The 22,888-nt window shown below is 60.0% G+C and carries 28 protein-coding genes; 14 read left to right on the forward strand and 14 right to left on the reverse strand.

The features are described 5' to 3' along the window. The first annotated feature begins 47 nt into the window (after positions 1 to 47). Positions 48 to 545 carry a DUF3592 domain-containing protein gene (locus HALTADL_RS00465; protein WP_089671481.1) on the forward strand — a complete coding sequence of 166 codons (498 nt, stop codon included), beginning with the start codon at positions 48 to 50 and terminating at the stop codon, positions 543 to 545. Here the strand turns inward: HALTADL_RS00465 and HALTADL_RS00470 are convergent. Both HALTADL_RS00470 and thsA read right to left on the reverse strand, forming a co-directional pair. Continuing rightward, positions 542 to 1,915 carry an FAD-dependent oxidoreductase gene (locus tag HALTADL_RS00470; protein ID WP_089671482.1) on the reverse strand — a complete coding sequence of 458 codons (1,374 nt, stop codon included), beginning with the start codon at positions 1,913 to 1,915 and terminating at the stop codon, positions 542 to 544. The genes HALTADL_RS00465 and HALTADL_RS00470 overlap by 4 nt on opposite strands. A gap of 223 nt (positions 1,916 to 2,138) precedes the next feature. Continuing rightward, positions 2,139 to 3,704 carry a thermosome subunit alpha gene (gene thsA, locus HALTADL_RS00475; protein WP_089671483.1) on the reverse strand — a complete coding sequence of 522 codons (1,566 nt, stop codon included), beginning with the start codon at positions 3,702 to 3,704 and terminating at the stop codon, positions 2,139 to 2,141. 171 nt (positions 3,705 to 3,875) lie between these two features. Between thsA and HALTADL_RS00480 the strand changes: the two genes are divergently transcribed. Further along, positions 3,876 to 4,697: an amidohydrolase family protein gene (locus HALTADL_RS00480; RefSeq protein WP_089671595.1), complete on the forward strand. Its 822-nt coding sequence runs from the start codon at positions 3,876 to 3,878 to the stop codon at positions 4,695 to 4,697. Between the two features lie 28 nt (positions 4,698 to 4,725). Here HALTADL_RS00480 and HALTADL_RS00485 read toward each other — a convergent pair whose 3' ends face one another. Both HALTADL_RS00485 and HALTADL_RS00490 read right to left on the reverse strand, forming a co-directional pair. After that, positions 4,726 to 5,628 carry a glycosyltransferase family 2 protein gene (locus HALTADL_RS00485; RefSeq protein ID WP_089671484.1) on the reverse strand — a complete coding sequence of 301 codons (903 nt, stop codon included), beginning with the start codon at positions 5,626 to 5,628 and terminating at the stop codon, positions 4,726 to 4,728. A gap of 84 nt (positions 5,629 to 5,712) precedes the next feature. Beyond that, on the reverse strand, positions 5,713 to 5,985 hold the full coding sequence (locus tag HALTADL_RS00490) for a MarR family transcriptional regulator (RefSeq protein WP_089671485.1): 273 nt from the start codon (positions 5,983 to 5,985) through the stop codon (positions 5,713 to 5,715). A 199-nt stretch (positions 5,986 to 6,184) separates the two neighbouring features. On the opposite strand from HALTADL_RS00490, the gene HALTADL_RS00495 reads away from it, so the two are divergent. From HALTADL_RS00495 to HALTADL_RS00505, 3 genes are all read left to right on the forward strand, one after another. Beyond that, positions 6,185 to 6,889, forward strand: coding sequence for a class I SAM-dependent methyltransferase (locus HALTADL_RS00495; RefSeq protein ID WP_089671486.1), 705 nt, complete (start codon positions 6,185 to 6,187; stop codon positions 6,887 to 6,889). Positions 6,890 to 6,975: 86 nt separating this feature from the next. Continuing rightward, positions 6,976 to 7,401: a nuclear transport factor 2 family protein gene (locus HALTADL_RS00500; RefSeq protein ID WP_089671487.1), complete on the forward strand. Its 426-nt coding sequence runs from the start codon at positions 6,976 to 6,978 to the stop codon at positions 7,399 to 7,401. Beyond that, positions 7,401 to 7,625, forward strand: coding sequence for a hypothetical protein (locus HALTADL_RS00505; RefSeq protein WP_089671488.1), 225 nt, complete (start codon positions 7,401 to 7,403; stop codon positions 7,623 to 7,625). The genes HALTADL_RS00500 and HALTADL_RS00505 overlap by 1 nt, the downstream gene beginning before the upstream one ends. Here HALTADL_RS00505 and HALTADL_RS00510 read toward each other — a convergent pair whose 3' ends face one another. Continuing rightward, complete coding sequence (locus HALTADL_RS00510) at positions 7,626 to 8,576, reverse strand: zinc-dependent metalloprotease (RefSeq protein ID WP_089671489.1); 951 nt, start codon at positions 8,574 to 8,576, stop codon at positions 7,626 to 7,628. Between the two features lie 57 nt (positions 8,577 to 8,633). Further along, positions 8,634 to 8,879 carry a hypothetical protein gene (locus HALTADL_RS00515; protein ID WP_089671490.1) on the reverse strand — a complete coding sequence of 82 codons (246 nt, stop codon included), beginning with the start codon at positions 8,877 to 8,879 and terminating at the stop codon, positions 8,634 to 8,636. A 128-nt stretch (positions 8,880 to 9,007) separates the two neighbouring features. Here HALTADL_RS00515 and HALTADL_RS00520 point away from each other — a divergent pair, with 128 nt between their 5' ends. Together HALTADL_RS00520 and HALTADL_RS00530 are read left to right on the forward strand one after the other, a co-directional pair. Then, positions 9,008 to 10,072, forward strand: coding sequence for a M42 family metallopeptidase (locus tag HALTADL_RS00520; RefSeq protein ID WP_089671491.1), 1,065 nt, complete (start codon positions 9,008 to 9,010; stop codon positions 10,070 to 10,072). 628 nt (positions 10,073 to 10,700) lie between these two features. Continuing rightward, positions 10,701 to 11,186: a 50S ribosomal protein L11 gene (locus HALTADL_RS00530; protein ID WP_089671493.1), complete on the forward strand. Its 486-nt coding sequence runs from the start codon at positions 10,701 to 10,703 to the stop codon at positions 11,184 to 11,186. An 84-nt stretch (positions 11,187 to 11,270) separates the two neighbouring features. Here HALTADL_RS00530 and HALTADL_RS00535 read toward each other — a convergent pair whose 3' ends face one another. After that, positions 11,271 to 11,882: a chemotaxis protein CheC gene (locus HALTADL_RS00535; protein ID WP_089671494.1), complete on the reverse strand. Its 612-nt coding sequence runs from the start codon at positions 11,880 to 11,882 to the stop codon at positions 11,271 to 11,273. Positions 11,883 to 12,125: 243 nt separating this feature from the next. Between HALTADL_RS00535 and HALTADL_RS00540 the strand changes: the two genes are divergently transcribed. The 4 genes from HALTADL_RS00540 (at position 12,126) to HALTADL_RS00555 (ending at position 15,515) form a co-directional block, all read left to right on the forward strand. Beyond that, positions 12,126 to 12,770: a 50S ribosomal protein L1 gene (locus tag HALTADL_RS00540; protein ID WP_089671495.1), complete on the forward strand. Its 645-nt coding sequence runs from the start codon at positions 12,126 to 12,128 to the stop codon at positions 12,768 to 12,770. After that, positions 12,770 to 13,840: a 50S ribosomal protein L10 gene (locus HALTADL_RS00545; RefSeq protein WP_089671496.1), complete on the forward strand. Its 1,071-nt coding sequence runs from the start codon at positions 12,770 to 12,772 to the stop codon at positions 13,838 to 13,840. The genes HALTADL_RS00540 and HALTADL_RS00545 overlap by 1 nt, the downstream gene beginning before the upstream one ends. Before the next feature lie 21 nt (positions 13,841 to 13,861). Then, a complete protein-coding gene (gene rpl12p, locus HALTADL_RS00550) occupies positions 13,862 to 14,215 on the forward strand; it encodes a 50S ribosomal protein P1 (RefSeq protein WP_089671497.1) in 354 nt (117 codons plus the stop codon). Positions 14,216 to 14,309: 94 nt separating this feature from the next. Then, the gene (locus HALTADL_RS00555; protein ID WP_089671498.1) at positions 14,310 to 15,515 is read left to right on the forward strand and encodes a tripartite tricarboxylate transporter permease; all 1,206 of its coding nucleotides are present in this window, start codon (positions 14,310 to 14,312) and stop codon (positions 15,513 to 15,515) included. A 29-nt stretch (positions 15,516 to 15,544) separates the two neighbouring features. On the opposite strand, the gene HALTADL_RS00560 is transcribed toward HALTADL_RS00555, so the two are convergent. The 4 genes from HALTADL_RS00560 to HALTADL_RS00575 all read right to left on the reverse strand — a co-directional run bounded on the left by HALTADL_RS00560 (position 15,545) and on the right by HALTADL_RS00575 (position 19,327). Next, positions 15,545 to 15,952: a TRAM domain-containing protein gene (locus tag HALTADL_RS00560; RefSeq protein WP_089671499.1), complete on the reverse strand. Its 408-nt coding sequence runs from the start codon at positions 15,950 to 15,952 to the stop codon at positions 15,545 to 15,547. Between the two features lie 66 nt (positions 15,953 to 16,018). Beyond that, a complete protein-coding gene (locus HALTADL_RS00565) occupies positions 16,019 to 16,768 on the reverse strand; it encodes a YkgJ family cysteine cluster protein (protein ID WP_089671500.1) in 750 nt (249 codons plus the stop codon). 7 nt (positions 16,769 to 16,775) lie between these two features. Beyond that, positions 16,776 to 17,585 (reverse strand): MBL fold metallo-hydrolase, encoded by an 810-nt coding sequence (locus tag HALTADL_RS00570; RefSeq protein WP_089671501.1) that lies wholly within the window; start codon positions 17,583 to 17,585, stop codon positions 16,776 to 16,778. A 20-nt stretch (positions 17,586 to 17,605) separates the two neighbouring features. After that, positions 17,606 to 19,327, reverse strand: coding sequence for a radical SAM protein (locus HALTADL_RS00575; protein ID WP_089671502.1), 1,722 nt, complete (start codon positions 19,325 to 19,327; stop codon positions 17,606 to 17,608). Between the two features lie 113 nt (positions 19,328 to 19,440). Here HALTADL_RS00575 and HALTADL_RS17510 point away from each other — a divergent pair, with 113 nt between their 5' ends. Both HALTADL_RS17510 and HALTADL_RS00585 read left to right on the forward strand, forming a co-directional pair. After that, complete coding sequence (locus tag HALTADL_RS17510; RefSeq protein WP_177171908.1) at positions 19,441 to 19,599, forward strand: DUF7559 family protein; 159 nt, start codon at positions 19,441 to 19,443, stop codon at positions 19,597 to 19,599. Beyond that, on the forward strand, positions 19,596 to 20,129 hold the full coding sequence (locus tag HALTADL_RS00585) for an Hsp20/alpha crystallin family protein (protein WP_089671504.1): 534 nt from the start codon (positions 19,596 to 19,598) through the stop codon (positions 20,127 to 20,129). Before HALTADL_RS17510 ends, HALTADL_RS00585 begins: the two co-directional genes overlap by 4 nt. 30 nt (positions 20,130 to 20,159) lie before the next feature. Here HALTADL_RS00585 and HALTADL_RS00590 read toward each other — a convergent pair whose 3' ends face one another. Genes HALTADL_RS00590 through HALTADL_RS00600 form a run of 3 tightly spaced genes read right to left on the reverse strand, consistent with a single transcriptional unit; the run spans position 20,160 to position 22,476 of the window. After that, entirely contained in the window at positions 20,160 to 20,759 is a 600-nt protein-coding gene (locus HALTADL_RS00590) for an NUDIX hydrolase (RefSeq protein WP_089671505.1), read from the reverse strand. 24 nt (positions 20,760 to 20,783) lie between these two features. Further along, positions 20,784 to 21,275 carry a DUF7109 family protein gene (locus tag HALTADL_RS00595; RefSeq protein WP_089671506.1) on the reverse strand — a complete coding sequence of 164 codons (492 nt, stop codon included), beginning with the start codon at positions 21,273 to 21,275 and terminating at the stop codon, positions 20,784 to 20,786. Between the two features lie 55 nt (positions 21,276 to 21,330). Beyond that, a complete protein-coding gene (locus HALTADL_RS00600; protein ID WP_245708382.1) occupies positions 21,331 to 22,476 on the reverse strand; it encodes a glycosyltransferase family protein in 1,146 nt (381 codons plus the stop codon). A 217-nt stretch (positions 22,477 to 22,693) separates the two neighbouring features. Here HALTADL_RS00600 and HALTADL_RS17515 point away from each other — a divergent pair, with 217 nt between their 5' ends. Further along, the gene (locus HALTADL_RS17515) at positions 22,694 to 22,864 is read left to right on the forward strand and encodes an HVO_0758 family zinc finger protein (protein ID WP_177171909.1); all 171 of its coding nucleotides are present in this window, start codon (positions 22,694 to 22,696) and stop codon (positions 22,862 to 22,864) included. The last annotated feature ends 24 nt before the right edge of the window (positions 22,865 to 22,888 follow it).

A 22,888-nucleotide genomic window follows, 5' to 3' on the forward strand; every position in this document is an offset into this window, starting at 1 on the left:
ATCAAGTGGGATTCATATTTGAGGCTTCGGCCTCAACGAGTGTACAGATGCTCCAGACGATTCCCACCGCTGTCCCCATCGCAACGGGTGGGATTCTCGCCCTGTTGGGACTCTTTGTCCTCGCCAACGGGGTGCGAACCTACTGGCACCAGAGTAGGGCGATCAGGCGCTCGGAGCAGGCCAGCGGTACGATTGAGTCGGTCAGTGTGGAACCGGTGCTCGATGGCGGCAGTTCGACCACCTACGTCCCAACCGTCGACTACGAGTACCAGACGCCAACCCAGCGGCTCCGTGGCACCACTGTCTACCCCGGTGAGAGTCAGGTTACGAAGCTCTTCCATAGCGAATCGGCCGCCGAAACCGTCATTCAGGAGTACGAACCCGGTGGGTCGGCGATAGTTTACTACGATCCGGCGAACCCCGACCACTCGTTTCTCGAACCGGAGGTCCAACGCGGCCCAAATCTCAGCAAAATACTTCTCGGCATCGGACTCATAGGTCTCGGTGTGTTTATCATCGCCCAGATTGGGCTGGTGTACGCTTAGTCGTCGGCTGCGGCTTTCTCTCGGTCGACCTCGCGTGGGAAATTGTCGATGGTTGCCCGGCGGAAGCCGTCCTCGTCGAACTCGTGTTCTTCGTCGAGGAACTCGATGACCTGTTTTGTGTCTCGCATCGCGTTTTTCAGACAGGTAGAGGCACCGGGCGAGGGCGTGATGTTGAAAATGATGTCCTCGCCGGTGATCTTGGCCTCACCCATGTCGAGGGATTTGGTCGACGTGTTGACGATCTGTGGCCGGACGCCGCCGAACCCTTTGGCCCGCGAGATGTCGCCCTCCTCGACGGTCGGGACGACCTTCTGGACGTGTGGTAGGAATGACTTTCGGCCGACGACCGGCAGATCGTAGACCAGGTTTTCGAGGACGAACGGCAGCAGAATTCGGTCGGCCATGATGTTGCCGTAGCTCAACAGCGAATCGAGATTGAGCTGGAACACATCGAAGAAGTCCGCAACCGTCGACAGCTCGCCGCGTTCGAGTGCTGGGACGACTTTCGCCGTTGGGCCGAACCGTGTCACGTTCTTGTCGTGGACCTCGGCGTCGCCGTGGACTGCCGCGAACGGCAACTTCTTCATCTGGAGGGTGTAGACCTTGCCGTTCAACAGACCTTCGTTGGCAATAAAGAAGCTCCCCGCGACCGGCAACAGCGAGAGGTCCTCGCCGTAGCCCATTTTCTTGGCGATCTGGAGGCTGTGAGAGCCAGCGGCGACAACTGTCGTGTCGGCCCCAAACCAGCCTTCGTCGTCGGTCTCGATGAGGTACTCATCGTCGGTTTCGTTGACGCGCTTGACCTTGGTACCGGTGTAGACGTCGACGTTCGCGTGTTCGCGGACCTGATCGACGAACGCTTTGGCGAGTTCGCCGTAGTCGACGACGTAGCCGTCGGGTGTCTGGAGCGCCATGAGATCCTTGCTCGGATCGCGGCCCTCGACGACCTTCGGCTCGATTGCTTCGATCTCATCGCGGCCGATGGCTTCGAGTTTGGGGAACAGCTCGCCGAACCCTTCGTCGTACTGCCGGGATTCGAGCTTGTCGACCTCCTCGTCACCGACCGCCAGCACCATCTTGCTCCGCTTTGAGTGCATCTCGCGGTCTGGATCTTTGGCTTCGAGATAGCCCGCAACCATCTCCGCGCCCTCTTTGACCTTCTCGGCTTTATCGAGCGTGTAGTTGGTCTCAATATCCCCGAAATGGAGCGTCTGAGAGTTATTCGTGTGATGGGAGTTGACCGCCGCAATTTCGTCTTCCTTCTCGATTAGGGCGACCCGTTCGATATCCGTGAACGTGGCGACCGTATAGAGCAACGATGCACCGCTTATTCCCCCGCCGACGATGACTAAGTCGTATTCTTTCGGCATATGTAGTGTTTCCCTCGGTAACGCTTACTGTCTTCAATCATTCGTCGGCGTCGACGTACTAAGTATCTACTATCTTGACTGGCGCGTGTTAGCGTCTGTACAGACCGATAGCGTCGGCTGATTAGTCAGTGACTACTTAAATGGCGTTTGCAGATCGTGAGAACGCGGTCGACGTGACAGGCTCCCGACGAGAAAAAGCCGATTGACTGCAGTTAGCCGTCGACTACTCCAACGTAATCACGTCGTCGATGCGGAGGATCATCGTCGCGGCCTCGGTTGCCGATTTGACGGCCTCGCGTTTGACTGCAGCGGGGTCGATGATACCGGCCTCGACCGGGTCACCGATCTCACCACTGCGACCGGTCGAGACGATGCCAGCGATCCCCTCGGAGTCGTGACGACCGCGGAGATCCACGAGCGCGTCGATGGCGTCCATCCCGGTGTTTTCCGCAAGCGTGCGCGGCAGGGCGTCGACGGCGGTCGCAAACGCCTCGATGGCGAGCTGTTTGCGGCCCTCGACGCTTGCGGCATGGTCCCGGACGTACGCCGAGATGGCGACCTCGGTGCCGCCTGCGCCGGCAACGACGCCACCCTTGTCGAGGGCGGCGATGACGACGTCGATGGCATCGTTGAGCGCGCGTTCGAGTTCGTCGATCACGTGGTCGGTGCTGCCGCGGACGAACAGCGTGACGTAGTTCGAGTCAGTGCCACCCTCGACGAACGCCGCCTCCTCGTCGCCGTAGCTCTCGATAGACACCGAGTCGACGCTGCCGAGGTCGGACGCTTCGAGATCGGATAGCGTGCCGAGATGTTTTGCACCGGTCGCCTTGGCGAGTGCCGTCGATTTCTCGGAAGAGACGTTCTCGAAGGCCAGGATTCCGGCGTCGGCCAGATAACCGGCAACGCGGTCGTCGATATCCTTCGTGCAGAACAGCACGTCGACGCCAGCCTCGGTCAGCGTCTCAGCGTAGCGCCGGAGTTCGCTGTCTTCGGCTTCGACGGCGTCGTTGAGTTGGTCGACGCTCGAAATATTGTACTCGGCGTTAGCCTCGCTTGTCCGGACATCGAGTTCGGCTTCGAGGATCGCGACCGAGCCGTTCTCGACGCTTCGGGGCATGTTGGCGTTGGCCGGCTCCTCGCTGAGGACGACGCCGTCGACGAGTTCGGTGGCGCTGGTGGCCGCGCCGGTCTGGGTGTGGATACGGATATCCTCGCGTTCGATCCGGTCGCCCGCGACCTGTCGGACGGCGCCGACGACGTGGCGAGCAAGCACGTCGGCGTTGACGTCGCCGGTTCCTTTGCCGGTCATGCTGGATTCGGCGACTGCTTCGAGGATGTCGTCGTCGAGATCAATGTCGAGAACGCCCTCGTCGATGGCCTCTTGGGCGAGGCGAGCGGCCTCATGATAGCCTTCGACGATGACCGTTGGGTGGAGATCCGAATCGAGGAGTTCCTCGGCCTCCGAGAGGAGTTCACCGGCGAGGACGGCGGCGGTCGTCGTGCCGTCGCCGACCTCTACCTCTTGGGTCTGGGAGACTTCGACGATCATCTGTGCGGCTGGATGCTCGATATCCATCGTGTTGAGGATGGTTGCTCCATCGTTGGTGATCGTGACATCACCCGAGGAGCCGACGAGCATCTTGTCCATTCCTTTCGGGCCCAGTGTCGTCCGTACCGCGTTGGCGACAGCCTTACCAGCGCGAATATTCGAGTCTTGGGCGGCCTGTCCCTTCGTCCGTTCGTTGTTTTCCGAGAGGATGAACAGTGGTTGTTGACCTCGTGATGACATTATGAATACCTCACTATCAGATGGTTTGCAGTTCTATATAAGCTTTTTCATCCATGAATACAGAAACCACCAGAGGGAAAGCCGGTCGACACCGTTTTGTCGATATTCGAGCAACGGTGACAGTCTACTGTGCTGAAACAACTATATGTGACGCGGTTCCACGACTACACAATGTTGGAGTTGGAACACGGGTTTCGTGTGGTCGACTGCCATGCGCATCTCGACCACAACGAGATGGCCGTGACGACCTACGGTCGGGATACCGGCCCCGACGAGTTGGAGCGGGAGTGCCATCAGGCGGGCATCGTCCGGGCAGCGATCTCACCCAGCCCCCACACCGAGGCCAAGGGCTACCTCCGGGCGAACAACGCCGTTGCTCGGCTCAGCGTCGACCGGCCGTTTCTCGCCTTTGCCCGACTCAACGGCGCGCTTGACGCGACTGGGGGACCAGTCGCGACAGTGCGAAACATGCGAGCCACCCGCGCCAACTACCACACCCGCCCGGGAGATATCGAGCAGTACGCCTACGACAACCGGTTTCACGGCTTCGTCCTCGATCCTGCCCTCGATGGACTCCCCGACGAGGAAGTGGTCGCCGAACTGGCGGTAGTCGACCTGCCGGTGGTTGTCGACTGTCGAGAAGAGTTCCCCCCATCGGCGGCCGAACGGGCACTATTGGGGGAAGGATTCCCGGTGATTCTCTCAGGGTTCGGCGGCTACCCAATGGACCGCAATCGGATGGTCGACTCGCTCGCCCTGTTGGACTCCTACGACCGGCTGTATCTGGATACGTGGGCAGTGCGCTCCCGGGAGCTACTCGAACGTGGCCTGCTTGAGTATCCCGACCGTATTCTGTTCGGTAGCGGCACACCGGTAGTCCACCCGAACGTCGCAATTATGGAGATTCTCACACTCGATGTCTCCGAAGACGCGATGAACCGCGTGTTCAATAAAAATCCAATGCGTGTGATTCCCGGCTTTGCTCCCCAGTAGTCGGTGACTACTACATCGCAGTCGACAACTATCGCCAGTCGTATCGTGCAACTGCCCTATCGGCACGTTTCGAAATTCCGTGTGGGTTGCGTGAGGAATCTCGGTCCCGGGATCGAGCGACAAGCCCATCCGAGGTCCCGGTTGTAATACCCGAAACAACGTCTCGTCCCGTCCCGAACCACGCAGTCGGCTGGGCGTCACCGCCGATCACATCCCGAGCGGTGGTGGCGGCATCGCTCAGTGCGTGTGAGATCGTCCGCCGCAGCACCGTTGGACGGACACCGTAGTTTTTGACTAATCGGTAGGATAATGCCCGATACTTCCAGCCCCAGTCGCGCTGTGTCCGGCCGCCGTCGGCCTCGTACTCACACCGGACACTCATTTCGGGCTGCCACGCGACGTCGACAGTCATTCCTGCGAGTCTGTGGGCAGCATCACGCGAGCCACCGGTTTCGAGATACTCATCGAACCCATCCAAATCCCTCAGTACGTCGGCCTCAAAGGCCACGTTCCCGCCTGAAAAGTAGGTCACATCCCGTTGGGCAATTTCTCGCTGTTCGGCCGACTCGGTCGTCATTCCTCCCGGCACTGTCCGGTGGGTCGGTCCCGTCACAACAGAGGCCTCCGTGAGCCCATCGACCAACGCCTCTCGCCAACTGTCTTCGATCCGTAGGTCGTAACTAATAAAGGCAATCACATCGCCGGTGGCGACCTCGATGCCCGCGTTGCGGGCGACGTTGACTGTTCGGGCAGAGACTTCGACTAATACGTCGACGTCGTCTCGGTCGCGTACCATCCCCGTCGTCCCGTCGGCCGATGGCCCGTTGACGACGATAATCTCGGCGTCGGGAGCCTCGGCTGTCAGCCTATCGAGACAAGACAATAGCTGATCTCGTCCGTTGAGAGTCGGTACAACGACCGAAAGCTGCATAGTACACGTTTCGAGAGAGAATATATAAAATGGCTGTTCTCTAATTTCTACAGAAAAGACAGTGAAATATGTGGTACTGTTTCGTTAGGTGTTCAGATAGTAGACCTGTTTGCGTGCATCTTTGAAACTGTAGCGGGAGCCGACTAGCTCCGACTCCTCCAGTCGGTTGAGTGCGTACCGCACCGTTCGGTCTGGAAGCAACGATTCGTCGGCGAGTTGACCCTGCGAGAGTGGCTGGTCGGTTTCAAGAACTTTGGCGACGAGCTTCGCGCTCGGCGGGAGCTCACGGAGTCGGTCGCGGAACTCCGTTTCTGACAGTTCCACATGATTGCTGGCCTCAACTGGACTAGTGCTCATGATAACCCGAAACAAACGGACGGATGGTAAAGGTTGGCTACATATCTCGCAAATCAATATGGATTGTATAAGGGGATACTAGTTCTGTTTCGGAAATTTATTGGCCTTGACAGCTATTTCTGTGAGGCTGGGGGCCGGTGTGTGCAGGACGACCGTATCCAGTACGGTTTTAGTGCTTGAGTGTGCAGTTTCGCCAACTGTGAAAGGCAAAGAGTGGTATCAGGCCGACGATGTCGCCGAGGAGTATGACGACAAGCGGTTTTCGGAAGGTGGGGCGTTCATTGATCGGCGAGAGAAGGAGGCGGTCCTCTCTGCGCTGGGTCCCGTCGACGACAAACGGATTCTCGAAGTCGCCTGCGGCACCGGCCGGTTTACGGTGATGATGGCCCAGCAAGGAGCCGACATCATCGGGCTCGATATTTCGCCTGCGATGCTCGCTCAGGGGCGAGAGAAAGCCAAGCAAGTGGGTGTCGACGACCACGTCGAGTTCATGCGCGGCGATGCCTCTCGGCTCCCGTTTCCCGACGACCATTTCGATTCAGTGTTCGCAATGCGGTTTTTCCATCTCGCAGATCGCCCCGTCACCTTCCTGCGTGAACTCCGCCGTGTCTCGAAAGGACAGGTGTTTTTCGACACGTTCAATCTCGGTAGCACGCGCGTGATCTACAACTGGCTACTGCCGATGGGGTCGCGGCTCTACTCCCGGCGGGATGTCGAGAGCCTGCTTGCAGATTCGGAGCTCAAACTCGAGACGGAAGCCCACGATTTCGTCCTCCCGTATGGCTTCTACCGCCAACTCCCCCAACAGGTCGCCCGCCCGTTCCGGCAGGTTGACACCGCTCTCGGCAAGACGCCGCTCGGAGACAAACTGGCGTCGGTCTCCTATTGGAACGTGACCAAGTAGTCACGGCCTACTATCATGTAGTGCCGAAGTATGGAGTGTTTATTGAAGAACATTGATTTGAAGCCCCCTGCGGTCGACGGCCAACTATGAGACGGGACGCAGCCGAAACGGTAACGGCCTACTACGACGCACTCAGGAACGGCGAGACGCTGTCGTCGTTTTTCACGGAGTCACCCGATATTATCAAAGTCGGGCTCAGCGAACGGCTGGTCGGCTACGCCGATGTCGCCGACGGGCTCTCCGAACAGACTGCGACCACCGATTCGTGGAGCATCGAGAGTCACGATCTGTCAGTCACAGTCGACGACGACATCGCGTGGTTCGGTGATCAGGTATCGATGGAGTGGACGGATATTCAGATGGACACTGACTATCGCTTCGAGACGCGGTGGACGGGGCTGCTCAAACGACGTGAGGAAAGCGAGGAGTGGCAGTTCGTCAGTCTCCACGTTTCGACTCCCAACGAGGAACTGCAGCATGCGGAGGACGACCTCTTCAGTTGGGATGGCTAATGGTCGGTTCGAGCATCACTGAAGACGAAAAGACTGTCGCAAATAGGCGACTTAAAATCGGCTTCGTCCTGCTTGTGGCAGGGTCGACCGCTCTCATGTCGCTCCGTATCGATCCGACACTGCCACAGGTCGCAGCCGCTTTCGCCGTTGGTATTGGTGTGGGTGTCGTCCTGCTGTGGTTCGTTCTCCACAATCTCCGCGAGTTTCGGGAATCGCTCCGCTGACTACTTTTCGACGCGATGGAGCCACCGACCGGGACTGTCGAGTTCCTCGTCGGTCGGGAGGTTCTCTGGTTTCTCCCAGACCGCACTTGCGGCCGCGATGTCACGGGCGTCGGCCACCGCCTCAAAGAACTCCGCACCGCGTTCGTACTGTTGGCGTTTCATCCCCAAGCCGAGTAGTCGACGCATCAGTTGGACGAACGGGCCACCACCTTTCCGTCGGGCATCGAGTTTCGCGCGAAGGTCGACGTACTCCTCGTCGAAGGCCTGATCCATCAGGAGTTCGGCGTACCCCTCGACGGCGGTCATCGCAGTGTTGAGTTCTTTGTAGGCCTCACGGTTGAGCGATCCCTCCGTGAGGTCGGTGACCACAGCCTGCATGCGGTCTTCGAGATAGCCCGGGAGCCACGGGGCTGCACCGAACTCGGCGGCGTGGGCAACCTCATGAAAGGCGATCCAGCGGCGGAATCGCGGGTAGTCGACGGCTAACTGCTCGGCGACACGCTGAATGTTTGGCCGCACAAAGTACAGCGAGTGGCTGTCAGTGTCGGCGAGCAACAGCGGGTCGTACTGGCCCATGACGTTGCGGCCGAGAAAACCGAGAGTGACAGCCATCGTGCCGGTGTTCACCGCACGGGAAACGCCGGGGAACATCGTCGACTGCTCTTCTAAGGGTTCGACGACACGGCGGAAGGTGGCGATGTTGGCGTCGATCCAGTGGTGACGGTTCTGGATTTCGATGGTTTCGGGCAGGTCAAACTCGACTTCGCCGACCGACCGGAGCCGGTCGCGGGCCTCGCGGACATCGGTTCGGTAGCCCTGTTGCTCCTCAGTAGAGAGATCAAGGTCACCGCTCGGCGTTGCGGCTTTGGCGGCCGCAGCGACGGCGGTCCAGTCTACGATCCCGTCACCCTGTGAGCCCGCAACCGCTTGGGCGCTGCGAAAGAGATCCATGCGCTATGGTGGTTGTGCGTGAGTAAAGTCCTTGTGCGGACCGGTAGTGACGTCGCGCTAGTCGAAGCCAGCAATCTCCTCGTCGGCGTCCTCGCCGAGGAGTTTCGTTGCCATCACACCCACGGCTGCAAGGAACACGACGAGCAACAGTAGCGAGAGGAGCGACCGGCCACTGCCTGATTCGTCGGTGGGCTCCGATACCGGTTCCTCCTCGGAGTCGCTTTTGGAACTGCGGAGCGATTTGGGACCGAGCTGGATGTCGCCCTCCGGGACGTGGAGTTCGAGTAGCGTAATGTTACCCATACAACACCATACGCCAAAGCGCCCTAAATCGGTTGTGGCGTCGACTGGTCACACGCCTCATCCATTGCACTCGGTCGACACTCACACGAAACGCTAGGTTGATAGGTGTGGTGTCGTTTGCCACAGATATGAACAACGGACAACGCGAGTTTCTCGAATCGCTGCTGTCGACGGCCAGCCCCTCGGGCTACGAGGCCAGCGGCCAGCGCGTTTGGATCGACTACGTATCGGAGTTTGCTGACGAAGTGATGACCGACGACTACGGCAACGCGGTCGCGGTCCACGAGGGCTCCGGCGACGGTCCCGAGATCGCCTTCGGCGGCCACGGCGATGAGATCGGCTTCATCGTTCGGGATATCGACGACAACGGTTTCCTCCGAATCGGCCGCATCGGCGGCTCCGACCGCACCGTCTCGCAGGGCCAACACGTCACGATTCACACCGACGACGAGCCAGTCCAAGGCGTCATCGGCCAGACGGCGATCCACCTCCGCGACGTCGGCAAGGAGGAGTACAACGACATCGCCGAGCAGTTCGTCGACATCGGCGCGACAGATAAGGAGAAAGCCGAAGAACTCGTTGAGGTCGGCGACCCGATCACGTTCTCGACAGAACTGTTCGAACTCAACGGGACACGCCTCTCTGCCCGCGGAATGGACAACCGCGTGGGGACCTGGAGCGCGGCCCAAGGACTCCGGCACGCAGTCGAACATGATGTCGACGCGACCATCTATGCGGTCAGCACCGTCCAAGAGGAAGTCGGTATCAAGGGCGCACAGATGGTCGGCTTCGACCTCGATCCCGACGCTGCCATCGCGGTCGACGTCACCCACGCGACCGACAACCCAGACGTGAAAGGCAAACACAAAGGCCCAGTCGAACTCGGCGCAGGGCCAGTTGTCTCACGCGGGAGCGCGAACCATCCACGCGTGGTCGACCTCGCTCGGCAGGCCGCGAAAGACGCGGATGTCGACATCCAACTGCAGGCGACTGGCACTCGGACCGGCACCGATGCGGATGCCTTCTACACGAGTCGCGGTGGGATTCCCTCGCTCAATATCGGGATTCCGAACCGGTATATGCATACGCCGGTCGAGGTGATCGACACCGAGGACCTCGACGGTGTGGCAGCACTACTTGGAGGGATTGCCGAGGCCGCGGGCGAGGTCGACTCGTTTGCGGTCGAATTCTGAGTCGACGTTCGTAGACTTATTTGCTAGTCGTACCCAATTACATCAGTCGACGGGCCCTCATCTGTGAGCGGGTTACTCCGTCTCGGATGGCATAAACCGGATACTACCGAGATAGACACCGACGAGAAGTACGCTGGTTAGGACGCCAATTGTGATACTGATGAGTATCGATTTAGATGGCGTAACGGCAATTGGTCTCGGTTGGATAACATAGTGATAGAAATACGAGATCTGCTTATTAAATACATACGGAACGAGAAACCCACAGAAGCTACTGATGCCGAAGAGAGCTACCAGTAGGAGACGAATAGACCCAGACAGGCTCCGTCGAGCAGTGTCAAAATAAATCATCCCGGAGATAAGTGGGGCCACGAGCAGCCCACTCACGACTAAGGCTCCTAAATATATCATATGTGTATCTACAGTATTGTATCGTGTTAATAAATTGATTAATCTTGCTGAAGTCTCGTTGTGTTTTGAATATGGTCAACAGTCGAAGCAATCCAGTAGTTGGAATGATTCATTTGCAGTCGAGTTCTAAAACGCAGCACTAACCACGCGTGTCACACTTTCGCGTGGAGACTGCCAAAGAACAACCGTTAAAAGCCGACAACGGTTCTGTCTGCATATGGCTGGAACTATCGAAGTACTCGTCCCTGGCGGGCAGGCCAACCCTGGCCCACCGCTCGGTCCGGAACTCGGCCCGACGCCGGTCGACGTCCAAGCAGTCGTACAGCAGATCAACGACGAGACCGATGCCTTCGACGGCATGGAGGTCCCCGTTACCATCGAATACGATGACGACGGTTCGTTCACCATCGAAGTCGGTGTCCCACCGACATCGGAACTGATCAAAGACGAGGCCGGATTCTCCTCGGGCAGCGGTGAACCCCACGAGAACTTCGTCGCCGACATGACCGTCGAACAGGTCAAAAAGGTCGCCGAGCAGAAGTCGACCGACCTGCTCTCGTACGACGTGAAAAACGCCGCCAAAGAGGTCAGCGGCACCTGTATGACCCTTGGCGTCACCATCGACGGCGAGGACGCCCGAACGTTCAAAAAGCGTGTCGACGCCGGCGACTACGACGACGTGCTCGTCGACGCCTCGGCCTAACTCGGTTTTCGGTCGTTTTTCGGTCAGTACAGAATCCCTGTAGCTTCGCCTGTGGCTCCGACTGAAGCCCTCTGAGACTGCGGTCTATATCTTCGTGTCGACGTCGATGCCTTGGACGAGTTCGACCAGCGAGTCAAGCTGTGGGAAGGTGTAGACTGTCAGATCGAGGTTGGTATCGTGGGTCGTGATCTCCGAATCCAGAACGAACACCATCTCCTCGTCGGGCCAGCCGCCCATCTTGTCGATGATCTCCGCGGTCGACCCATAGGTAAAGGTCGGCGTCGTCATGTTGACAGTCGTGTTGAGGACGTTCGCCCAGCCGTCGATGTAGCTGGAGGTCATGATGTTACCGATCTCTTGGATCGCCGACTTCTCCATACTGCTGAACCCACTGGAGTCGTCACCGCCCATATCGCCCGGAATCATCGACTGCGCGAGCTGCTTGCTGTCGCTCGGATCGAGAAGAAACAGCACGTTGCCGTATGGCGACTCGGTCAGTTCGATACTGATCCCGACAGCGTTCCGGTTGCCGATGTGTTTTTTTACGTCGTCGATATGGAGGAAGTTGATCTTCGCCATCTCGATTTCGGCGTCCATCCCCGACATCTGACTCAGGCTGTCGGCGACTTGGATCGATCCCTGTCGACAGATTTTATTGAAAAGCTCCAGTTTGCGAATGTCGACCTTCAGACTCATTTCATATATCCTGCTGTCGCAGGGTTAAAACACTGTATGTACCGCTCTACCCACGGGCAATCGCCGGCCTACTGCCGACCAGACAGACAGTCACAAACGGCCGTGAGGTCGTGTGAAACACCCACAGGCGGTCGAATCGGGTTCGACGGCTTTTTAACGCTGATTCGCCACCTTCCGATGAGACAGGCGTAGCCTGTGTCACTAACCCGTAGGAGCATATCCTGCGTACTACGGAGGTGAATAATGGCAGACGATACGATAGTACAAGCAGTTTCTCGCGCGCTCGACGAGTCGCCACCTCGGAATTTCCGAGAGACCGTCGACCTCGCGGTAAACCTGCGTGATCTAGACTTAAACGACCCAGCGAAACGTGTCGACGAGAGCATCGTGCTCCCGTCCGGAACCGGCCAGGAAACACAGATTATTGTGTTTGCCGAAGGTGAAACCGCCCTGCAGGCAGAAGACGTTGCCGACGAGGTACTTTCGGGAGACGATCTCGAAGACCTCGGCGACGACTCTGACGCCGCAAAGGACCTCGCCGACGAGACCGACTTCTTCGTCGCCGAGGCTGACCTGATGCAGGACATCGGCCGTTACCTCGGGACCGTTCTCGGTCCGCGCGGTAAGATGCCGACACCACTACAGCCCGACGACGACGACGTCGTCGAGACTGTCAACCGGATGAAAAACACCGTGCAGGTTCGTTCCCGGGACCGCCGGACGTTCCACACTCGCGTTGGTGCCGATGACATGCCCGAAGAGGACATTGCATCCAACATCGACGTGATCATCCGGCGACTCGAAGCGAACCTCGAAAAGGGTCCCCTCAATCTTGACTCGATCTACGTCAAGACGACGATGGGCCCCGCCGTCGAGGTGAACGCCTAATGAGCCAGAGCGAATCCGTCCGCAAGACCGAGACGATCCCACAGTGGAAACAGGACGAAGTCGACGAACTCGTCGACTTCATCACGAGCTACCAATCGGTCGGCATCGTCGGCGTCGAAGGCATTCCGAGCCGACAGCTCCAGGCCATGCGCCGGGATCTCCACGGCAGTGCCGCCGTCCGGATGAGCCGTAACACGCTCGTCGTTCGCGCACTCGAAGAGGCAAACGAGGGCGTCGAGCAGCTTACCGACTTCGTCGCCGGACAGGTCGCCCTGATCGGCACGAACGACAACCCCTTTGGACTCTTTAAACAGCTCGAAGCCTCGAAAACGCCCGCGCCGATCAGTGCGGGCGAGGTCGCGCCCAACGACATCGTCATCCCCGAGGGTGACACCGGCGTCGACCCCGGTCCATTCGTTGGCGAACTCCAGCAGGCTGGAGCCGACGCCCGGATTCAAGAGGGCTCGATTCAGGTGCTCTCCGACAGCACCGTCCTCGACGAAGGCGAGGAAGTCGACCAGCAGCTCGCTGGCGTGCTCGGCGAGATGGGCATCGAGCCGAAAGAAGTCGGCCTCGATCTCAAGCGGGTCTATTCCGAAGGCGTGCTGTTCTCGCCGGACGAACTCGCAATCGATGTCGACGACTACCGCGCAGACATTCAGGCCGCCGCATCCGCGGCCCGGAACCTCTCGGTCAACGCGACCTACCCGACGACCCAGACCGCGCCATCGCTCATCGCGAAGGCGACCGGCAACGCCAAATCGGTGGCCCTCTCCGGTGCCGTCGAGAGCCCGGACGTGCTGGGCGAACTCGTCGGCAAGGCCGATGGCCAAGTCCAGGCGCTTGTCGCTCAGATCGACGACCCGGAAGCGCTTCCTGAAGAACTCCGCGACATCGAAGCCGAAGCGGCCGAGGAAGCCGAGGCTGACGAAGCAGCCGAGGCCGACGAAACCGACGAGGCAGACGCAGACGCGGACACAGACGACGCACAGCCAGCAGCAGACGACACCGAAGAGGCCGAGGCAGACTCCGACGACGAGGACGACGATGCCCTCGGAACGCTCTTCTAACAACCCAAGGAACCTACAACAATGGAATACGTTTACGCAGCACTCATCCTGAACGAGACCGGCGCAGAGCTCAACGAAGACAACATCACCGCAGTCCTCGAAGGCGCAGGCGTCGACGTCGAGGAATCCCGAGTCAAGGCGCTCGTCGCCGCACTCGAGGACGTCGACATCGAAGAAGCCATCGAGACGGCCGCAGCCGTGCCCGCAGGCGGCTCGGCCGGCGGCGCAGCAGCTGACGCAGGCGCAGCCGACGATGAGGCAGACGCTGACGAGGCCGACGACGAGGCTGACGCAGCCGACGACGAAGCCGACGCAGCCGACGACGACGAAGACGAGGAAGCCGACGGCGAGGGCCTCGGTAACCTCTTCGGCTAAACGCGCCAACACAGATCCGTTATTTTTTGCGTACTACACGGCGAGCGACAGCACCACCCGATATTTAAATCAGAAGACGTGGCCAGCACCGCCAATGGATCTCGGTGTCCTCTCGTTTTGTCTGTTTGCAGGGGGTGGCATCACCCTTGGCACCGCAAGCGGGCTGATTCCCGGCCTCCACGCCAACAACTTCGCACTACTGCTCGCGGCGACCGCCGCCTCGATTCCGGGAGACCCACTCTTGATTGGCGTCGCAATGCTCACTGCTGGGGTGGTCCACACCTTCCTCGATATCGTCCCAATGCTGACACTCGGGGTCCCGGACGCGGCTATGGCAATCTCCGCACTCCCTGGTCACCGACTCGTTCTTGAAGGACGGGGGCGCGAGGCACTCCGGCTGTCGGCGGTTGGCAGTGGGCTTGCAGTCGTGATTGCGCTACCGCTGGCGGTCCCGATCACGTGGGCGATGACCCACAGCTATCCCGTTATACGAGCCAATCTCTGGATCGTACTCAGCGCAGTCGTCTGCCTGCTCGTCGTTACCGAGTCGACGCCCGAAGCCATGGTTGGCGGCCTACTGTCGTTCGCCCTCGCCGCTGCACTGGGTTGGGTGACACTCAATGTCACGCCCAACGCGCCACTGGCCGCGGGGAGTATGCTCACACCCCTGTTGACCGGGTTGTTCGGTGCACCGATCCTGCTGGATGCGATGGGCGGTGGCGGTGTTCCACCGCAGGCCGACGCGAAACTCACGATGGGTCGACGTGATCTCGGGCTGACTGCGGGAGCCGGATCAATCGCTGGCGCAATCGTTGGCTACCTCCCCGGCATCTCGGCGGCGATTGCCTCGGTTTTGGCGTTGCCTGCGGTTCCCAACCGGGACCCTGACCGTGGCTTCATTGTGGCGACCAGCGGTGCAAATACGGCCAACACGGTCTTTGCGCTGTTTGCCTTGGTTGCGCTTGGCACGCCGCGAACGGGGGTGATGGTTGCGGTCGACGAAACCAACGTCCCGCTCGACATCCCAGTGCTCCTCGCGGCAGTCGTCGTGGGAGCGGCCTGCGGGACGCTGCTGGTGGTTGCGGTTGGTGATCAGTATCTACAGACAGTAGGACAGATGGACTATACGAGTGTTTCGCTGGTCGTACTGGCGTTTCTCGGGGTGCTCGCGTTCGCGTTTACTGGCTGGTTTGGGGTGCTCGTCTTTGGGGTGTCGACGGTTATTGGCCTCGTCCCGCCGCGGTTCGACGCACGCCGAGTCCATCTGATGGGCGTCCTTATCGGCCCACTACTAATTTAAAAGAAAAGAGATCGCAGGGTAGTCGACGCCTACAGATCTTCTTCGATGATTTCGCCAACCGCGAAGTTGGATTTGACCTCGGAGACTTCGATCTTGACGCGCTCGCCGACATCCGCACCGGGAACGATGATCACGTAGCCGCGCTCGACACGAGCGATACCGTCGCCTTGCTTGCCGATGTCCTCGATTTCGACGTAGCGCAGTTCGCCCGCTTCGACGGGTGGCTGTGGCTCGCCAGAGGGTCGACTCGTGGTCGTCGGCTCGTCGATTTCGGTCGACTCCGAAGCGTTCCGAGAGATAAGCGCGACGCGATAGGTGTCACCCGCCTCGACAGAGCCGGTGTCGATCTCCCGTTTCGGGACTTCGACAACGTAGCGGTCGTCTTCTTCCGTAATTTCGGCGCTGAACAGACAGAGGAGTTTATCTGAGATTTCCATAATATACCTCTATGCCAGTGTTCTCATGGACCATAATAAAGTGACAGGATGGCCAGTAGGCGGTGGCTACTGATCAACTGGTCGACCATCTACCGTTTTTGCACCCTCCGAGTCGTGCACCACGATCCCATCCGACTCTGTCGGTTCGTAGTTGTCCCTGACACCGATTGCCTCCTCCAACTCTCGAATTGCTCGCTTTTTGAGCGCGCCCGCCAGCTCCTCGGCCTCGGCTCTGGACATATCGCGGCCGAGCCCTTCGCACTCGTGGGCCCGAACCATTCCCTCCTCGTCGCCGGTTTCACCGGCTTCCCGTTGTCCTTCCAGCGCAACGCTGTCGACGGCCTCACCCATCGGCTGGCTCGTCCCGCCGAGGGCGACACTGAACGGATAGGTCTGACAGATCAGGGGCCGGTCCTCGTGGACGCCACAGCTTCCGGTGCCGTCGTCGCTTTCGGTATAAAAGGTACAGTCGCCACAAGAGTCCGTCTGGAGCGCCCATTCGAAGGTTTCGCCGGTGAGGCCATCCGCACCCTCGCTGAGTCCGTACGGCATCGGCCGGGCGACATCCCGCCAGTCGTAGTCGCCTGCGTCCTGTAGCTCCCGGACTTCGTCGGGAAACACGGTCGCTGTGTGGGGTTCACGGTCGACTGCCTCCGTCTCGCTGTCGCTATCCGAGTCGGTGCCGTCGCCGGGATCGTACCCCTTACAGCAGGCCCCACAGCGAGTACACTCGAAGCCGATGGTTTCGATGGCATCGGCGAGAGCCGTCTCGTCGAGGTCGCGGGCACGGTCGAGTTCGGTTTCGAGTGAGTTCATGTGTGTCTCAGTTACTAAGCAGGGTTGCCTGTTCGGTTTCGGGGTCCCACCGCACTACGCCATCGTCGTCGAGTTTCCGAATATGGGCGATCACCGTCTTGCGCGCGAGGTCGTACACCGCCAAAATATCCTTCTCGTAGGCTCTGTCGACGATTTCGTCGACCTCCTCGGCATTGTCGCCCATCGCGTCGAGAATCGCCTTCTCTCGGTCCTCGCGGTGGGCGATGAGTCGGTCGATGGCCTTCTCGGGCTCATCGATCACCGGACCGTGGCCGGGGTACAACACGTCGGGCTCGCGTTTCTTGACTCGTCGGAGGGAGTCCAGATAGTCGGCCATATCCGCGTCCAGCCCGCCAACGACGATGCTCCCTTCGGCGACGACCAGATCACCGGTGAAAATCGCGGTTCGACCGTCCGCGAGGTCGACCTCGAAGGCTGTGTGGTCGGTGGCGTGGCCGGGCGTTTCGATGACCCTCACGGGACCGACGCGGTGGCCATCCCGGAACGTGCGGGCGGGGTAGATCCCGGTCGACTGGGCGAATCGGTTTTCGTGGCCTACCGGTGACCAGACGGTCGCGTTCGTCTCAAAGGCGTAGGCGGTCAGTCCAGCGACGTGATCGGTGTGGCAGTGGGTGGCTACAATGTGACCGGGCTGGCAGTCGGCGATGGCGGCGTTGATCTCCTCGTGACGCCCAGCGGGGTCGAGGAGGAGCGACTCCTCGCCGTCGACGAGATACACGTTCGTTTGGTTGGTTGTGGCGACTGTCTCTGTGGGGACCGAAATTCGGGTGACCGCTGCGGTGAGTTGCTGTGTCATGGTGGGAGAGGGTAGTCCGCTTAGTCGGCCTGCTGTGGCGGTTTGGCGGTAATGTACTTCGTCAGATCGATTGTGTCGCCTGCGTCGGCCGCCGTCTCGTAGGGCCGGTCAACGATGATGTCGCCGGCTCGCTGTCGACCGATGCCGGGGAGGGCTTCGAGTTCGGTCATGCTTGCACTGTTGACATCCAGTGGGTAGGGCACGGCCGTGACCGAACGGTAGCCGTGGTCGACAACCACGGCGTCGATGGTCGTCTCAAGGGGGTGTTCGCCCGGAATCCCGACGAGTAGGGGATAGGTTCCAAGCTGTCGACCGAAGGTCCGACCGTCTTGGTGGTATTCGAGATGAACGTCCGGCAGCACGGTTCCCTTTGGCGTCACCCGCTCCAACATCGGCTGGTCGATCTCCTCGCGGATCTCCTTTTTGTAGGACTGGAACAGCTCCTTGTGGTCTTGGGCGATTTCGGCACCGGTTTCGGACATATCCGTGCCATCGAACGCCATCACCTGCCGGATGTTGATTCGCCGGAGCATCAGCCCCTCATCGTAGACGCGCTGGAGGAATTCGCGGTTGTGATCGTATGTTTCCCTGCGTTCAGCTTTTAAACCGTGGAGGAGGTTGATCCCCGGTAGCAGTTTGGGGAGACGGTTGGTCGCGTCTGAGCCGTGGGTGGGTGCATCGGCTGGCTCCTCGCCGGGTCGCCAGCCAGCCTCCTCGTTAACGATTTTTACGGCTTCAAAACACTCCTCGGCAGTGACATTGAGGTTGTTCTCTTCCTGAACGAGTGGATCGGCCGATTCGAGCCCGAAGGCGGCGGTGTCGCCGGGCGTATTGTGTTCGGCGATGATCCGGATACACTCCCGGCTGGCTTCGGGCCACTCGGTGATCGTGATCGGATTCATATTGTCCAAGTGGAGCGTTTCGAGGTCGGGTGCGACCTCCCGAATGCCGCCGTACAGTCGACGCAGTGCGTCGGGGTTGGGGGCCTCGCCATCGCCGCCGAAGGCGAGGATATCTGCTTGTCGACCGAGCCGGAAATGCTTGACCCCGTAGTTCGAGAGTTCGTCGACTTCGTCGACAACTGCATCGGCGGTGCGGAACGCCGGATTCCCATACAGCGGTTCAGTACAGAACGAACAGCGATAGGCACAGCCCCGGGAGGTCTCCATCTCGCAGATCAGATAGTCAGGATGGTTGGGGTGTTGTTCGACGATGAACGCGCCGCCGGGGGCCCAGCGACTGAGTTCATCGTTGTCCCGCATTCGGTTGGTGAACCCTTCCATCCCGGAGTCGACCAGATCGTAGACGGCGGCCTCGATATCGCCTTTGGCAACGAAATCGTAGTCGAGATCCTTGCGTTCGGTTTCGGTCGCCCCGGCGTTTTCGTCGCCGACGCCGAACCGGACCGGGCCGCCAAGGACGGAGGTTCCTTCGGAAACCCAGGCCATCTCCTTGACCTCGTCAGGTTCCGCGGGGGTACCGCCGACGTAGCTTCCGGGGACAGTCATGCCGCCAACGTAGATGAAGAGATCGGCTTGAGAGACGGCCTGCCACTTCTGTTTGTCCTCGCGGAGTTCGTCAATCGTGTGGTAGGTGATATTGGATTGGGGGACGCCGGCGTCGACGAGTGCGCCAGCAGTGAACCGCGGATACGTCGAAATGTACGGCGGGACGCCGAAATGCGCCGGCTCGTCGACGTAGCCGTCGACGATGGTGACCGAGAGATCCGACGGATGAGTCATACCACGGGCTTCGGCGTCGACGCGCTAAAACTGTGCGGTCTGATACGGTCCGAGTATCGGCTGAATTTCCGCGCTCCACGCCATTTATGCCGGTGGCGACCCATGTTTCGAGTATGCCAGCTACTGTGGAAGTCATCTGTGAGAACGCGGACTGCGAACTCGATATGTTCGAAGTCCACTATACGTACGACGTTCCGGATGACCACGAGGTAGATGATTTAGTCTGTCCCTACTGCACTGACCACACACAGCTCGAGGAGATCGAACTATGACGAGGCTCAAAACCTACGGTCGAGAGGCGATCAACACGGTCCTCGAACGCGTTGGGCGAGGCATCGGACAGGTACAGGAGCGGAAACCGCTGGCCTACGATCTGTTGGAGACCGACGAGGAGTATCTCGTCGTCTTCGACGCTCCCGGCGCGACCAAAGACGACATTCAGGTCCGGTTTATGGACAACGAACTCGAAGTCCGGATCGACCGCTTCCGGGAGTTCTACGAAGGATTCGAGATGCGGTTCCCCGGTCGCGGGCTAACGTTGTCGGGCACCGCGAGGTTCCCCGAGGACGCCAGTGTGACCGCCGAGAATGCCAATCCAACTGCAACCCTCACCCGGTCGGGAACCCTGCAGGTCCGCGTGCCGAAATCCGAGGCGGCCAAAACGGTCACCGTCACCGACGAAAACGACGTCGAGTCGCCCGACTCGCCCGAGCGGCCGGAAACCGGTGACGAGGATCACGACGACGACTCGACGCAGATCGATATTGCAGACGGCAACGACGACGACTCGAACTCGGCGTAATCTCGCCGTTGCTCGGCACGGTGGTCGATTTTAAATCGGGAGTTCGGCGTCCGGTTCGACCTCTCGGTCGACCTCGGGTGGAATCTCCCAGTCGGTCGTGAGTTCCAACAATTGTGCTAGCATGCGGCCGGTCGCCCCCCAGACGGTGTAGCCGTCGACGTGGAAAAAGTGGATGCGGATCGGCCCATACTCGGGGTGGTCACGGTGTTCCGATTCGTAGTTGTCAAGATCGGTGAGATCGTCGACCGAAAGCCGGACGATCTCGGCGACCTCGTACTCGTCGGGCGTATACTCGCGGTCGGGGACGAGACCGACGAACGGGCGGACGATATACCGGGTGACGGTCTCGATGTCGTCGATGGCACCGATGATTTCGGTCTCGGTGGGGTTGAGGTCGATCTCCTCGTTGGCCTCACGGAGTGCGGTGGCTTCCAGATCACGGTCTTCCGGTTCGCGGCCACCGCCGGGGAAACTCATCTGGCCCGGATGCTCCCCGAGGTGTTCGGAGCGTTTGGTAAAGAGGATCTCGCAATGGTCGTCCTGCTGGATAATGGGTGCCAACACCGCCGCCTCACGGTCCGGGTCGGCCAGCACCGCTGGCGTATACCGACGAACGCCCGTCAGGTCCATACGTCTCCCTTGGGCGGTATCCTCTTAATCTTGCGGGAGAAGCGGTTCCAGCGTCGACCGAACTTCTCCTGCCTCGACGGTCGCCCACACCTCGATATCGTAGCTCACATCCATCAGCTCGCCGGCTCGATCAGTGTCATCAGCGTCGACTGCGGCCTCAGCTTCGGCAGTTAGTCGCTCCCTAACTTGGGTAGCAAGCCGCTGTCGGTCGACCGACCGCCGCTCGTAGTCGAGTATGTGCGGTAGATCTTCCGCGTTCGACGGGAGTGTGGGAAACGCCGTTGGGCCGACTGTCAGTAGCGTCTCGGTGGTCGAATCCTCACCAGTGGTCGCCGGCTCATACTCCACGAGCGCGTAGGCGTCGGTTGCTGTCTCGATTGCCGACTCCAGAGCCGCTTCGTTGACCGCCTCGCCCTGTTTAAAAGCAAGTTCGTCCAAAGCCCGTGTCAGTTCTGAGCGAGTAAGCGCGCCAAAGAGGTCGACGACGCCCGCCACCTCGTCGTGTGTGGTCGACATATACGACAGTCTGGGACGGCCGAACGTATCGGTCTATCGGCGTGTGGATGGATACTCAGTGGAGATCGTCGACCGTCTCGGCCGACTCCGGCGACATCGTGTTCGATTCAGCAGTCGCTGCCGCTAAATCAGCCGCCGCGGCCTTGGCAACCGCCACCGGCGACAGGGTTGTCTCACACCACGCGGGAAGTCGCGTGTCGACGCCCGGCTGGCTGATCGTCTCGCTGTAGGCGGTGATCTGATCGCGCTCGTCGCTCGGATCGTAATCCAGCTCGTTGTAGGCCGCATCGACCGCATACTGGTCGACGAACCGCTCGGCCACCGACCGGTAGCGACCGGCTAACGTGTCGTAGTCGGGGTCGACACCGTGGTCGCTGACGACTCGAAACAGGGCGTCGCCAACTGCGGTACACATCTCCGAGAGTCCCGCTGGACCACTGACCGCACGGTGGTCGTGTTCGTAGGCCCCGAGGTCGACTTGAGCAGTTCCGTCGAAGCCAGCATGGGCGTAGGCATCACCTAACGTGCCGATTTCGAGCCCCCACGAGCGTTGGACGCGAAGTTTTGAAATCAACTCGCCAGTCGCGGCGAACTCACCCGCCAGAGCGTAGCGGAACGCCGAGAGATAGTCGACAATCGGTGCGTCGGTCTCGTCGGCAAGCGTCCGGATCAAGGGGGCATAGAACAGTCGGAACAGTCGACCGTACAGCTGGTTGTTTTCGACGCGGGCGTAGTACCCCTTCGTGAAGGAGTGGCCGTGTTGGAGCGGGAACAGTAGCCGCGGGACATACCACCGGTCGTAGGTTTTGGTGTCGGCGTCGTGGCAAACAACGTAGTCGGCGTCTAACACTTGCCCGAGTGCAAGCCAGACGTCCCGACCCTTCCCGGCCCCTCCATTGAGGTCATGATCGGCCAGCAAACCGGTGACACGGGGACCGCTACACCAGATCACCTCCAAGGAGAGATCGAAGCTATCGAGCCACTCGCAGAAGGGACCGACAGCTTCTGGTGGGGCGCGAAGCGGGATCACGACGCGCGCGGGGTCGACGGCTTCCAGTTCCGAGAGCACGCCTTCGGCGGCGAGTCCGCCATACTCCCGTTCGGTCATCGGGACGACGACCGCCGTCCGGTCGGTGGGGGCGGTCGGCTCTGGCTCCCGGAGTTCGTGGAGCGTCGTAATCCGCTCTTGGACGTACTCCATTCGTTGCTACCGCTTGGAATCCCGTGGTAATATGCCCCTCGGTTGTGCTCTCTCACGGGCGAAGACTGAGCCACACAGCGACCCAAACAGTCGACGGCGAGACACAGCTCGGGGTGGTGGCAGTAGAGCCAAAGCGGTTGGACTCCCGTTCCGTACTGTTTGTAAACAGATCAGAACAGGCAAGAGGTTTTTACCGTGGGGTTCCTAGTGGTTTGTAATGAAGTCGACCCGCAAAGGACTCCGTGACGACGAGTTGGAGAAGGATAACTACGGCCGCATCGTCTGTGCAGAGTGCAACGAGACACTAAAAAAAGCGAACAACCCCGACGAAGTGTTTTCAGTGCGCACCTGTCCGGAGTGTGCCGTCGAGTGGAAGGAACTCCGCTGAATCGACTCAGTCCCCCTGTTGCGG

The sequence above is a fragment of the Halohasta litchfieldiae genome (genome assembly GCF_002788215.1).
Classification (GTDB): Archaea; Halobacteriota; Halobacteria; order Halobacteriales; family Haloferacaceae; genus Halohasta; species Halohasta litchfieldiae.